Origin of the sequence: Pedobacter sp., assembly GCF_965279535.1 — a bacterium.
GTDB lineage: Bacteria > Bacteroidota > Bacteroidia > Sphingobacteriales > Sphingobacteriaceae > Pedobacter.
The window spans coordinates 4916254-4929400 of record NZ_OZ257244.1; the positions used below are offsets into that span (position 1 = coordinate 4916254).

Annotated in this window: 13 protein-coding genes; 10 read left to right on the forward strand and 3 right to left on the reverse strand. The window is 39.6% G+C overall.

Annotated features, from left to right (window positions below; translation table 11 throughout):
* Positions 1–15: 15 nt before the first annotated feature.
* Genes ACQY77_RS20505 through ACQY77_RS20515 form a run of 3 tightly spaced genes read left to right on the forward strand, consistent with a single transcriptional unit; the run spans position 16 to position 4811 of the window.
* A complete protein-coding gene (locus ACQY77_RS20505; RefSeq protein ID WP_421940455.1) occupies positions 16–1491 on the forward strand; it encodes a RagB/SusD family nutrient uptake outer membrane protein in 1476 nt (491 codons plus the stop codon).
* An 11-nt stretch (positions 1492–1502) separates the two neighbouring features.
* Positions 1503–3152: an arylsulfatase gene (locus tag ACQY77_RS20510; protein ID WP_428430064.1), complete on the forward strand. Its 1650-nt coding sequence runs from the start codon at positions 1503–1505 to the stop codon at positions 3150–3152.
* Between the two features lie 12 nt (positions 3153–3164).
* Entirely contained in the window at positions 3165–4811 is a 1647-nt protein-coding gene (locus ACQY77_RS20515) for an arylsulfatase (RefSeq protein WP_421940452.1), read from the forward strand.
* Between the two features lie 60 nt (positions 4812–4871).
* Here ACQY77_RS20515 and ACQY77_RS20520 read toward each other — a convergent pair whose 3' ends face one another.
* The gene (locus ACQY77_RS20520) at positions 4872–5168 is read right to left on the reverse strand and encodes a hypothetical protein (protein ID WP_421940451.1); all 297 of its coding nucleotides are present in this window, start codon (positions 5166–5168) and stop codon (positions 4872–4874) included.
* Between the two features lie 148 nt (positions 5169–5316).
* Here ACQY77_RS20520 and ACQY77_RS20525 point away from each other — a divergent pair, with 148 nt between their 5' ends.
* The 7 genes from ACQY77_RS20525 (at position 5317) to ACQY77_RS20555 (ending at position 9145) form a co-directional block, all read left to right on the forward strand.
* Positions 5317–5709: a MerC domain-containing protein gene (locus ACQY77_RS20525; protein ID WP_421940450.1), complete on the forward strand. Its 393-nt coding sequence runs from the start codon at positions 5317–5319 to the stop codon at positions 5707–5709.
* Positions 5710–5817: 108 nt separating this feature from the next.
* A complete protein-coding gene (locus ACQY77_RS20530) occupies positions 5818–5988 on the forward strand; it encodes a hypothetical protein (RefSeq protein WP_421940449.1) in 171 nt (56 codons plus the stop codon).
* Entirely contained in the window at positions 5981–6607 is a 627-nt protein-coding gene (locus ACQY77_RS20535; RefSeq protein ID WP_421940448.1) for an ABC transporter ATP-binding protein, read from the forward strand. Before ACQY77_RS20530 ends, ACQY77_RS20535 begins: the two co-directional genes overlap by 8 nt.
* Positions 6607–7818, forward strand: a complete 1212-nt coding sequence (locus tag ACQY77_RS20540) for an ABC transporter permease (RefSeq protein WP_421940447.1) — start codon at positions 6607–6609, stop codon at positions 7816–7818. Before ACQY77_RS20535 ends, ACQY77_RS20540 begins: the two co-directional genes overlap by 1 nt.
* A gap of 3 nt (positions 7819–7821) precedes the next feature.
* Positions 7822–8256 (forward strand): hypothetical protein, encoded by a 435-nt coding sequence (locus ACQY77_RS20545; protein ID WP_421940446.1) that lies wholly within the window; start codon positions 7822–7824, stop codon positions 8254–8256.
* A complete protein-coding gene (locus ACQY77_RS20550; protein ID WP_421940445.1) occupies positions 8253–8699 on the forward strand; it encodes a hypothetical protein in 447 nt (148 codons plus the stop codon). The genes ACQY77_RS20545 and ACQY77_RS20550 overlap by 4 nt, the downstream gene beginning before the upstream one ends.
* A complete protein-coding gene (locus tag ACQY77_RS20555) occupies positions 8696–9145 on the forward strand; it encodes a hypothetical protein (RefSeq protein WP_421940444.1) in 450 nt (149 codons plus the stop codon). The genes ACQY77_RS20550 and ACQY77_RS20555 overlap by 4 nt, the downstream gene beginning before the upstream one ends.
* Before the next feature lie 5 nt (positions 9146–9150).
* Here ACQY77_RS20555 and ACQY77_RS20560 read toward each other — a convergent pair whose 3' ends face one another.
* Positions 9151–9981, reverse strand: a complete 831-nt coding sequence (locus tag ACQY77_RS20560) for a response regulator transcription factor (RefSeq protein ID WP_421940443.1) — start codon at positions 9979–9981, stop codon at positions 9151–9153.
* A complete protein-coding gene (locus tag ACQY77_RS20565) occupies positions 9966–13097 on the reverse strand; it encodes a ligand-binding sensor domain-containing protein (protein WP_421940442.1) in 3132 nt (1043 codons plus the stop codon). The genes ACQY77_RS20560 and ACQY77_RS20565 overlap by 16 nt, the downstream gene beginning before the upstream one ends.
* Between the last annotated feature and the right edge of the window lie 50 nt (positions 13098–13147).

The window sequence follows — 13147 nt, forward strand, 5'->3', positions numbered from 1 at the left end:
TTAAAATATAATCCAATGAACAATAGAAAAATATTATGGGCTTTAATCCTTGTTTTTAGCATCTCAAGCTGCTCAAAACTGGAAGAAGATCCCGATTCGGTTTTAGTTACCGAACAGTTTTATCAGAATGAAAATCAAGCTGTCTCGGCTGTAACAGCAAATTACAGAAAGCTGTATGAAAGTGGTCAGTCTCTGTATAACAGTCTTTTCCAGATTGGTGTAGAAATGGCAACAGATGATTATGAAGCTGGTCCCAGGGCAAGAAACGCACATGTAAGAGCCATTTCAGGGCTTACCCACGACTCCTCAAACGATAGAATGGAGCAATTGTGGAAGCAAAGTTATGATGGTATTAATGCTTCAAATATTGCCATTGATAAGATTGCTCAAATTGACGCCGGCAAAATAAGTGCAACAATCAGAACCCGCTTAATCAATGAATCTAAATTTTTAAGGGCACTGCATTATTTCAATCTCGTGCGCTGGTTTGGCGATATTCCCATCGTACTCCACGAAACGACTTCATTAACACCTGAAAATCTGTATGTTGCCAATGCTGCCGAATCTGCTGTGTACGCGCAAATTATTCAAGATCTAAAAGATGCAGAAGGACTTCCCTCTGCGGCAGAATACGGAAGTAAAGATATAGGCCGGGCAACCTCCGGAGCTGCAAAAAGCTTATTGGCTAAAGTATACCTGACGCAGAAAGATTGGGCTAATGCGGCTAAAAAAAGTAAGGAAGTGATTGATAGCAAGGCTTATGGCTTGTTTAGTAATTTTGCAGACGTATTTAATGTGGCTACCAAAAATGGTAAGGAACACATTTTTTCTGCCCAGTTTGTTGGCAATGCAGGCTATCAGGGCAACAGTTTAGCCAGCCGATCTGCAGCTGCAGATGTGCCGGGGATTAATGGCGATTATGCCGATGCACTACATACCGCAGGGGGACTTTATGAAACGTTTAGCAACAATGATACCCGTAAAACCGTTACTTTTGTAACACAATTAGTAAGTCCGACTAACGGGCAGCTTTATACTTTCTCTCCTCAGTTTTTTAAATATTACGATCCTGCTGTGGTAGGTAATCAGGGCCAATCATCTAAAAACTTACCCATTATCCGTTATGCAGAAGTACTTTTAATATATGCCGAAGCTTTAAATGAACAAAATACAGGTCCCAATAGTGATGCCTATACTGCGATTAATGAAGTAAGGCTCAGGGCTGGGATTGGTAAGCTGGAGGATGTTTCTCCGGGCCTGAACCTGAATACTTTTCGTGATGCAGTTTTTTTAGAGCGGAGAAGGGAATTTGTTTACGAGTACCAGCGTTGGTTTGATCTGGCCAGAAGAGGCGCAGATTATTATATCGCTACATTAAAAGCTGCAGGCAAAACACTGGCTGCAAAAAGACATATTCACTTTCCAATTCCGCAAAGAGAACTAAATCTGAATCCAAAATTGAAACAAAACCCTGATTGGGTGGGCTTCTAATTTCTAAAAATATGAATCAAAAAATAAAGTTTCCTGTAAAAGCTGTTGGGATGGCTTTTACAATAATCATGCTCCTTGGAACCAATGCCTGGGCACAAAAGAAAGCGAAACCAAATATTGTTTTGGTTTTGGTTGATGATCTGGGTTTTTCAGATATCGGTCCTTACGGTGCTGCAGATATTGCGACACCAAATTTAGATCGCTTAGCGGCTGAAGGTATCCGGTTTAAAGAGTTTTATAATAATTCTATTTGTGCACCAACACGGGCATCGTTGCTCACAGGACAATATCAACATAAAGCCGGAGTAGGTTTCTTTAACAACAACTTGGGATTACCTGCTTATCAGGGTTTTTTAAATAAAGAATCACTCACTTTAGCAGAGGTGTTGAAAACAGCAGGATACACTACCCTTATGTCTGGTAAATGGCATGTGGGTGATGATGAAAATCAATGGCCAAACCAGAGGGGTTTTGATCATTTCTTCGGTTTCATAGGTGGGGCAAGTAATTACTACGAGATTGGGAACCAGGGTAAACCAACAGTACCTTTAGTAAAAGATAATAAGCCATTTTATCTGGAACCAGGGAAATACCTTACGGAAGAAATCACCAATAATGCACTTGGGTTTTTAGACGATCAGCAGAAAACGAATAAGCCATTTTTTTTATACCTGGCTTACAATGCCCCGCACTGGCCATTACAGGCATTGCCGGCAGATTTGGCTAAGTACAAAGGAAAGTATAAAAAGGGATGGGATTCTCTTCGGATAGAGCGATACCAGAACGCTATAAAAAAAGGTGTAATTGATGCCGGGCAAAAAATTGCTGTTCAGGATGCTCAGGTGAAGCCCTGGAATAAGCTTACTTATGATGAGCAACAATATTGGCAAACCCGTCAGGAAGTATATGCTTCGATGATTGACCATGTTGATCAGGGAATAGGTCGTTTATTAGCCAAACTAAAAGCACTTAAACAAGACGACAATACGATCATTATTTTTATCTCGGATAATGGTGCGCAAGGTGGAAATGGAACGCGTTTATATACTTCGCGTAATACTGGTTTGGTAGGTACTGCCGGTTCATATGAAACACAAAACAGCAACTGGTCGCAAACAGGAAATTCTCCTCACCGGGATTACAAGGGGGCGCCTTACGAGGGCGGAATCAGTGCTCCGTTCATTGCCTGGTATCCACAAAAAATTAAAGCCAGTAGCATAAGCCAGGGTACTGCACACCTGATTGACCTTGCTCCAACCTTCTATGAACTGGCAGGAGCAAAATATCCCTCAGTTTTAAACGGGGTAAGCAGTAATGCACTTCCAGGAAAAAGTTTACTTCCTGTGCTAACAGGTAAAGCGGGTAGAGTAGAACGGGGAGAACCCCTTTTTTGGGAGCGTGGTGGAAATAAAGCTGTTAGAGATGGAGACTGGAAGTTGGTTTCATCAGCAGCTAAGGGAGAGAAATACGAATTGTTCAATATCGCCGAAGATAGGGCTGAAAATTTGGATGTTGCCGCCCAGCACCCCGATATTGTTGCCCGGTTGAAAGCAGCATATGCGCAGTGGGCAGAGAAAAATGGTGTAGTCGATTACAACAAGTTAAAGTCTGTCCCTGTTCGTCAGCAAGGTGCTCCAAACAGGGGAAATCAAAATTTTTAAAGCGATAAAACGATGAAAAGAAAAATATTAACATTCCTCTGTGCGGCCTTAACCTTGCAGAGCATGGCTCAAAAGGTAGCTAAACCCAATATCATTCTGATTTTGGCTGACGATTTAGGCTACTCAGATTTAGGGGCTTATGGTTCAGAGATTCATACGCCTAATCTTGATCGTTTGGCCAATGAAGGCTTACGATTGCAAGAATTTTATAACAATTCTATTTGCGCACCAACCCGGGCTTCTTTATTAACAGGGCAATATCAGCACAAAGCTGGAGTAGGTTATTTCGCTAATGATTTGGGCTTACCTGCCTATCAGGGATATCTGAATAAAGAATCTTTAACCTTAGCCGAAGTGTTAAAAAGTGGTGGTTATCACACGCTGATGTCAGGAAAGTGGCATGTGTCTGGTAAAGATCAAAGTTATCCTTGGCAAAGGGGATTTGAGCAGGTAATGATGTCGGAGAACGGAAGTTATTTCGATCAGGGCGATTTTAACGGAGGCAGAAAAAGACCCTATACCTTAAACGGCAAACCATACGATTTAGCGGCAGGTAAATTTTACCAAACTGATGTAATTACCGAAAATGCAATAAACTTTCTGGATAAAAAGGAGAGTGCCAATAAACCTTTCTTCCTTTATCTGGCTTATACGGCACCCCATTGGCCTTTGCATGCGCTCCCAGAGGATATTGCGAAGTACAAAGGCAGATATGATAAAGGTTGGGATGTTTTAAGAGCAGAACGTTTGGAGCGTCAGAAGAAGTTAGGGATAATCGATAATCAGGCAAGTGTATCTGAAAAGGATGCAGATATTTACGACTGGAGTAAGCTTTCATACGATCAACGTTCGCAATGGGCAAAAAAAATGGAAATCTTTGCTGCTATGGTAGATCGTTTAGACCAGGGGATTGGTAAAGTTTTGGAAAAACTTAAAGCTACGGGTGCAGATAAGAACACGCTCATTGTATTTATTTCTGATAATGGTGCGCCTGCAGAAGATCTGGTAACCTGGTATCATGGAGCAGTTAGAAATACTGGTGAGGTAGGTACCATAGGTTCTTATGAATCGCAAAGTAAAAACTGGTCTTATGCTTCCAATACGCCATTTAAGGCCTTTAAAGATTACATGTATGAAGGTGGAATCAGCTCTCCTTTTATCGCCTGGTATCCTGCTAAAATTAAAGCCGGCAGCATTAAAAAAGGTACAGGACACATCATTGATATAGCACCAACATTTTATGATTTGGCTGGCGTAGTTTATCCAAAGAAATTGAATGATGTAACCGCCAACCCACTGGCAGGGAAAAGCTTGTTGCCTGTGCTTTTTGCTGATCAAAAGGCCGTAGATCGTCAGCAACCTTTATTTTGGGAAAGGGCCGGCAACAGGGCGGTACGCCAGGGGAAATGGAAACTGGTGTCTACCTGGCCAAGCTATAACTGGGAACTGTATGATCTAGAAAATGATCGTGCTGAGACTAAAAATGTAGCCCGCCAAAATCACGATGTGGTGAGCAAACTATCTGTGGCTTATTTTGATTGGGCAAAGAAAACGGGGGTGGTTGATTTTGCTACTCTGGAAGCCAAAGAACCTGCTTCAATGAAAGAATTCAGAAAAAGTAAAGTGCAGGAACAAGCAGTTGAAAGTTACGGCTTTTAAAATGCCGGCAGGAGAGGCTTTACTGCGTCGCCTGCCGGTTATTATACCTTCATTTTGCTTTTAAAAATCTGATGGTGTATAGTAGTTTGTTTTAAGAACAGAAAGTTCTTTCTGACTAATCATATCCTGATAAATTAAAGCAAGCGGCAGAACAGCACCTTTACCATCGGCTGATAGGAAGGTCAGATTTGAATCATGAGAATAGCCCAACATATGCGCCATTTCATGCACCGCAGTAAAACAAATCTCCTGGGGTGTATAGTTCTTTAAGATAACCTCGCCAAGACCGAAAGTTGAACCACCCGCAAAACCGGGAGCATTTACGCATACGCCACACCCAAAAAAGGGTTTTGACATTTGAATAGTTGGCTAGATAAAGCTAGACATTCAAAATCATCATTAAAATCAACTCATTTTATCATAAAAGTGCAATTATATCACAAAACCATTAGTGTTGATTTCAAATGCAACTAAATTGCTTTTATATTTGTGGCAAATCGCTATTATGAATATTTTAAAATTCAATCTGGATAAAATAGGCATTTCTGCCTCCTTATTATGTGCCATTCATTGTGCCGCATTACCATTTATTATGACGCTGCTGCCCCTATGGGGGTTAAGTTTTATCGCAAATGACTGGGTGGAGATCGGTATGATTGGTTTGTCGCTGATATTGGGGATATGGTCTTTGGGCAAATCCTTTAAATTACACAAGCGAACTACCCCGGTTATCTTCCTGATTTTGGGATTTGGCAGCATTGCAATTGGTCACTTTTCCGGGTTAGAGGTTTTAGAACCCATCCTGATTCCCTTAGGTGGACTGATTATTGCTTTTTCGCATCTTATTAACTTAAAATACCTGAAAAAATGCAGGGTTAACCATATTCACCAGCATTAGCCAATTTTTATCGATCTTTGGCAAAATTACTGTTAAATTAATATAGATTGATTGTTATCTTATTAAAACAACATTGTTGCGTTTAAAAAGCAAAGCTTATATTTGTGCATGCATTTCAATAAAAAACAGCTGTTTCTTCCCGCGATGTTACTGATTTCCGTGTTGAATCCGGCCTGTAAACATGGAACAAACGATGGGATTACGTTATATAAACGTTATGTGATTAAAAATCTGGTAATTAAAAAAGACCCTGTTGCAAAACGTATTGATCATGATTAAGATTAAAAACCTATCTCACACTTACGCCGGTGGGAGAACGATTAACTTTCCCGATTGGGAAATTGCAGATATGGATCAATGGCTGCTTTTGGGGGCTTCCGGGAAAGGAAAAAGTACACTTTTAAATATCTTATCAGGATTATTAAGTCCAACTGCCGGGGCGGTGATGCACAACGAGCTCAATCTTTACAGCCTCTCAGGCACTGCTTTAGATCGCTTTAGGGGCCGGCATATCGGAATTGTTTTTCAGCAAACGCATGTCATTAAAACTTTAAATGTCATGCAAAATCTTCAGATCGCATCCTCCCTGGCTGGATTACCCTTTGATGATTTACATGCAAAAACCTTGTTAAAAGACCTTGGAATTATCGAACTTCAGAAAAAATACCCTCAACAGTTAAGTCAGGGGCAGCTTCAGAGGCTCTCGGTGGCTCGTGCATTAATAAATAAACCTGATTTGTTGATAGCAGATGAACCTACTTCGAGTTTAGACGATGAAAATGCATTTCAGGTTTTAGAAATGCTCCAGACACAGGCCAAAAATAATAAAGCAGCGTTAGTTATTGCTACTCATGACCAACGGGTGAGCCAACGTATTGATAAATCTTACTTATTGTAATGAATATTTACCAGATCAGTTTTAAAAACCTTTATCGTAATCCACTTACTACCGCACTCAATGTAATGCTGGTTGCTTTTGGGGTTGGTATTTTATGTATCCTCCTTTTGGCCTCAAAACAAATTGAAAGTAAACTGGAGCAAAATGCCAAAGATATCGATCTTGTTGTTGGTGCAAAAGGAAGTCCGCTTCAACTGATATTGAGCAGTATTTATCATATCGATTTTCCAACAGGCAATATTTCTGTTGCAGATGCTGAACCCATTATGCATAATCCTATGGTAAAACGGGCGGTTCCACTTGCCCTTGGTGATAGCTATGAGGGCTTCAGGATAGCAGGTACAGACAGTGCTTTTATACAACTCTACCAATTGGAGCTGGGGAGTGGAAAATACTGGAAGGACGATCTGGAAGTAAATATCGGAAGTACGGTAGCTAAAACAACTGGTCTTAAAGTTGGCGACCGCTTTTATGGTGCGCATGGTTTAGATGGTAATGGCGATGAGCATAAACACCATATGTACATGGTAACGGGAATATTAAAAGCTCGTGGAAACGTAACTGATGACTTAATTTTAACCAACGTTGGAAGTGTGTATAAAATGCATGAAGCTGAAGGAGCGGAGGAGCATGAACCTACCGGCCATCATGAAGAGAAAGAAATTAATGATAAGGAAATCACCGCTATCTTAATCCAATATCGCTCACCCATGTCCGTAGTCCTTTTTCCCCGAATGGTGAATAAAAATACCAATATGCAGGCCGCTTCTCCGGCAATGGAAAGTGCAAGGCTATTTTCCTTAATTGGTATTGGATTAGATACTTTGAAATATTTTGCCTTTTTGATTATGGCGATATCAGGTTTAAGCATCTTTATCAGTTTGTATAACTCCATGAAAGAAAAGAAATATGATTTAGCACTCATGAGGTGCCTGGGTGCTTCAAAAGGCAAATTGTTTTTCCATGTTGTACTGGAGGCGATAGCTGTTACGTTGATTGGAAGTTGTTTAGGCATTCTTATTGGTCATGCAGCCGTTCAGATAATTGGTTTTTACCAGGAATCGGCTCAGGCCAGATTAACCGGGAATTATTTTATTCAGGAAGAACTATACCTGATTTTAGCCGGATTGATTATCGGTTTAGTAGCTTCAATCATTCCAGCTTTACAGGTATACCGGGTAGACATTGCTAAAACACTCTCTAAAAGTTAAGATATGAAAGGTTTTGGTTTATTGATTTTGTTGTTCAGCTCATTTTTCGCTTCAGCACAGGTAAAAGTACATACCGATATGCGCACGCCTACCTGGAACATTATTGGCTTACGGTACGATAAAGAAATTGCTCCGGGAAAATGGGGAAGCGGCTATCCACCTGCATTGAAAAAACTCCATAATAAAATCATTGAGTTGCCTGGTTATATTATTCCAACCAAAGTGGGAAGCAAGTTCTCCGAGTTTATGTTTTCAATTGTGCCCATAGCCTCTTGTCCTTATTGTGGTACAGGAGATATTCCTGCTATGATTGAAGTAAAAACGCTGACACCTATTCCCATCACCGAAAAACCTATAAAACTCCGTGGGATATTCATTATAAACGATTCTGGTGACGACCGGAGTGAATTTTTTCTGCTAAACGCCAAGAAAATATGATGAAGCATTTAAATAAATACTTATTGTTCGGCCTCTTATTGTGGAACTTGAGTTTGGCTGCCCAGGTTAATGTACATAAAGAAATGCGTACAGCGAATTGGAATTTAATTGCATTGCGGTACGAGAAACAGGTAAAGCCACTGGTCTTCAAAAGTATTTTCCCTTCCGAGCTCAGGGCCATTAATAACACAGTGATTGAGTTACCCGGTTACATTATTCCAACTAAGGTGGGTAATACTTTTTCAACATTTATGCTTTCTATAGTGCCCATAGAATCTTGTCCTTTTTGTGGAACAGGAGATATTCCCTCCATGGTAGAAGTTAAAATGTTAAAAAACTTAAAATGGACTGATAAGGTGGTACGGATAAAGGGAAAATTTGTGATTAACGATTCTGGAGATAACAGATCCGAGTTCTTTTTACTTGATGCCGAGCAGCTATGAGATATGTATGGTTGTTATTCTTTTTATTTACAGGATGCCTTGTACAGGCCCAGAACCCTAAACATAATCCAAACGATCAGTTACGCTCACTCAATTGGGATATTATCGGAACTGTCAAGTTCGAACTAACGGAAAAGAACGAACTCAATCCAGTTTATACCGATGCAATAAAAAGGTTTGAGCATAAACCATTTGAACTTAAAGGATATTTAATCCCTATTAAAACCGGCCAAAAGCAACAGAAGTTTTTATTGGCTACTTTACCCATTAATCAATGTTTCTTTTGTGGTCAGAATGGTGTGCCGGTTATGATCATGATAGAAATGGATCAGCCAATCAGTTATTCTGAAAAACCTATAACTGTAGTGGGTATATTGGAATTGGAACAGAAAGATGCCAGTTATGCCCCGCCAATTTCCATTAAGCACGCCAGATTAAAAGGATAAGCCATTTATTTCGGCCTGGTGCTTTCTTTTGCATGTTGCCTGCTGTGGATGTAATCGGAAGGAGACATGCCAAACTGCTTGGCAAAGTTTCTTCCAAAGTGGGTTTGTGAACTGTATCCCACCATTTCGGATACTTCATAAATTTTAAAGAAACCTTCATTTAACAACTCTGCTGCCTTTTTTAACCGGGCCAGGTTAATCAATTCATTCGGGGTAAGGTCGGATATGGATTTGATCTTTCTATATAAGGTGGGCCTGCTCATATTCATATGTTCTGCCAGGTGCTCAACATCCAGATCCTGATTGTCTAAGTTTTTAATTATAGTTTCCTGGAGCTTTTCTAAAAACTGTTCATCACCCTTAGAGTATGCCATTGTTTTGATATGAATTAGTGGCGAGCTTGCAAAATAGGCTTTGATTTTATTTCGGTTTTTGATTAAGGATGATACTTGTACCTGTAAAAATTCAGGAGAAAATGGTTTCTCTATATAGGCATCTGCACCAAGTTCGATACCCTCAATTTTAGATTGCAAAGTGTTTTTTGCGGTAAGTAATATTACCGGGATATGGCTGAATTCGAGACTGGATTTAATCCTGCTACAAAGTTCAAAGCCATCCATTTTGGGCATCATAACGTCGCTTATCACGAGTTGGATAATTTCTTTATTCAAAATTTCCAGCGCTTCTACACCGTCTCTGGCCTGCCGTACCTCGAATTTTTCAGACAGGTCATCGGCAATAAAATCCAGTATATCTTCATTGTCATCTACTAAAAGGATAATGGATTTTTCTTCCTGTTGCTGTCCCTGCATATCGGCTGCTAAAGTTTTTTCCATTTGCCTTTTAAATTAAATTCGATGAGTTGATGGATTGGAAGTTCGAGTATAAAGATATTATGATTATTGTTATGTTCATCCACAAATAATTTCCCATGGTGAAGTTCTGCAAGCGATTTTGAAATAGATAAGCCTATGCCCGTACCATGCTTAATTTCTGTTTCCGTAGCCCTGAAAAAAGGTTCAAATATTTTTTCTTTAAGCTCTTTTGGAATAAGTGGCCCATCACTTTCTACAAAAATTTGAAAATAGTCCTGATTTACAACAGGAAAGAGGCTAATGGTCACCATGCGTTCACCATATTTTAGGGCATTATCAGTTAGGTTACTCATGATTTTATACAGCGCCTCGACGTCCACATATGCTTCTATAGTATTTTCGGGGAGTTGCAAAACATAATGGATTTCCTGTTGCTCGGCTGCGGCCTGAAAGCTTAGAAATATATCCTGCAGGATTTCATTGATATTCGCTTTTACAAAATTAAGGGAGAAATTCTTAATTTCCGTTTTGCGGAAATCGAGCAGTTGATTGGTTAATGAAAGGAGCCTGTTGGTATTCCTATCCATTATTTTTAAATTTTTTTCTATAGCAGGTACACTTTCGGCCAGTTTAATTACCTTTTCCATAGGCCCTTTTATAAGGGTAAGTGGTGTTCTGATTTCATGCGCAACATTGGTAAAAAATTCGATTTTTGCCTGATAAATTTCCTTCTCTTTCTTATTCTCGAAAAGCTCCATCCGCCTTTTATTTTTAGTTTCAATTCTGCGGTGATAGCGCATTACCAGGTAAATAATCAAGGCAGAGGCAAGAATGAAATATAGAAAATAGGCTAAAGGACTCTTATAAAAAGGAGGTAAAACCTTGATTAATATTTTAACATTCTTTTGGCTCCAGTTATTGCTGCCATTGATTAGTGCTTTAGCCTCAAAAGTATAAGTACCAGCGGCTAGTTTGGTAAAGTATACTTTTCTGTTGGTTTTAAGGTAAACCCAGGTTTTATTTAAGCCACTCATTTTGTAGGCATACTCCGTCATGTCAGGCGAAGCATAACCCAGGGCAGCAAAATCAAAACTGAAAGAAGATTGATCATCTTTAATAATGAGTGTATCAGTATAAATAATCGATTTTTTAAGCACCGAATCAGGACCATTTACTAAGGTTTCTTCGTTGTCGATCTGAAAACCTGTTAAAAAAACAGGTGGCTGGATATTGGTATTCCTTAAGTTCGCAGGTAAAAAACTAATCAAACCTTTTACGCTTCCGAAATAGAAGCGACCGTCTGTATCTTTAAAGGATGAGCTGTAGTTAAATTGATCAGTTAATAATCCGTTAGACCTGGAATAGGTTTTGATCTGTTTACTTTCAGGATCGAAACGAATCAAACCCCGGGTGCTGCTAATCCATAACTTTTGATCTTCATCTTCCAGTATCCTGAAAATAGAATTGCTGGGAAAACCGTCTTTTGTTCCGAAATGGATAAAACTTTCGCTGTTGGCATCAAAAAGGTTGAGTCCGCCACCATCAGTAGTTACCCAGATGTTGTGTCGACTATCTTCAAAAACGCTGTTTACACTGTTATGGCTAAGCGATTTTTTGTCGCCAGCTATATTTCTATAATTTTTAAACCCTTTTTTATCCAAACGGAACTTGTAAATGCCGTCATTAAAGCTGCTAGCCCAGATATTACCTTTGCTATCTTCCATAACGGCATCATAAAAGAACATGGGCACCTCCGGAATAGGCTCAAAGAAATCTTTACCGGGGATATAACGGTATAAACCATAAATAGTTGCAACAAGGATATCACCTTTACTTGTTTTGCAAAAGGAAACAATAAAATTGGTTCGGAGTCCGTTTTTATCACTGGCGGTATAATGTTTTACCACCTTTCGGCTTTTAATATCCATAATATCGAGACCATGCTCAAAAGTTCCGATCCACAGTTTATCACCATCTACCAGCAGGCCGTGAATGTTATAGTAAGCAATGCTATGCGGAGTTCCATCGGGTAGGAAATTTTCAAACAGACCTGTTTTGGCATCGAGTTTATTTAAACCTGCATCTTCAGTACCTATCCATAAGTTACCATCATTGTCTTTACATATTTCACGAACATCACTTCCGCTAATAGAATTACTTCCTTTTTGAGGAAAATATTTAGTAAATACTGCATACTGGCTTGAATAATAGTTAATTCCGCCAAAATAAGTGCCAGCCCAAATGCCTCCTTCACGGTCGCGGTAAACGGTATAAATGGCATTGTCGGATAGGGCATAAAAATTATTATACTGCTTTTGCAGGTGCGCTAACTGCCCGTTCTGGCTATTGTAGATGTACACACCTGATTCTGTGCCAATCCAAAATTCATGCTCTTTAGATTGAAGGATATCTCTGACAAAAATGGAGGTTTTATCTTCATTAAATGTTTTAAGATTGCTGATGGAATAAGTTTTGAGATCGAAGAGCTTTAATCCCTGGTTTGCTGTTCCAACCAGAAGTTTTCCGTTACCGGCATCAAGGATCTTGGTGGTCCAGCCACTTTCCTTACTTTTACTCATTACATAATGAGATTCAAAATTGCCCTGCAGCGGATTATACTTTTCTAATGTTCCCTGCATGCTACTGATCCAGATTGCCCCATCATTGGTGATGCAGATTGAATTTGCTGAAAAGGGTGCTTTTTGGTTAAAAGGATAAAACCGCTTTTCTGCCGTATGATAAGTAAATAGCCTGCCCAGCGAAACAATCCAGAGATTTCCTTTCCTGTCACTCTGAACATCATTGATGCGCATGTCTTTAGTTTCGGGAATGAGTTTAAAACTTTCTTGCTGTGGGTTATACAGGTATACCCCTTTATTGGTGCCTATCCAGAGCCTGTGCTGTTTGTCGGTATGTAAAGCATAAATAAGATCATTGCCTATGCTTTTGGGATCTTCATCGTTATGGCGATAAGTTTTAAAGGTGTAACCATCAAAGCGATTTAAACCATCCTTAGTACCAAACCACATGAAGCCTTTATCATCCTGGACAGCGCAGAAAACAGTATTGTTTGATAATCCATTCTCTACCTGGTAGCGTCTGAAATAATAGGGCTGAGCCATGATGAGCTTACTCATCAATAAGAAGAAAAATAGGATGGCTGGTTTTTTCAATGCTGTTTATACTC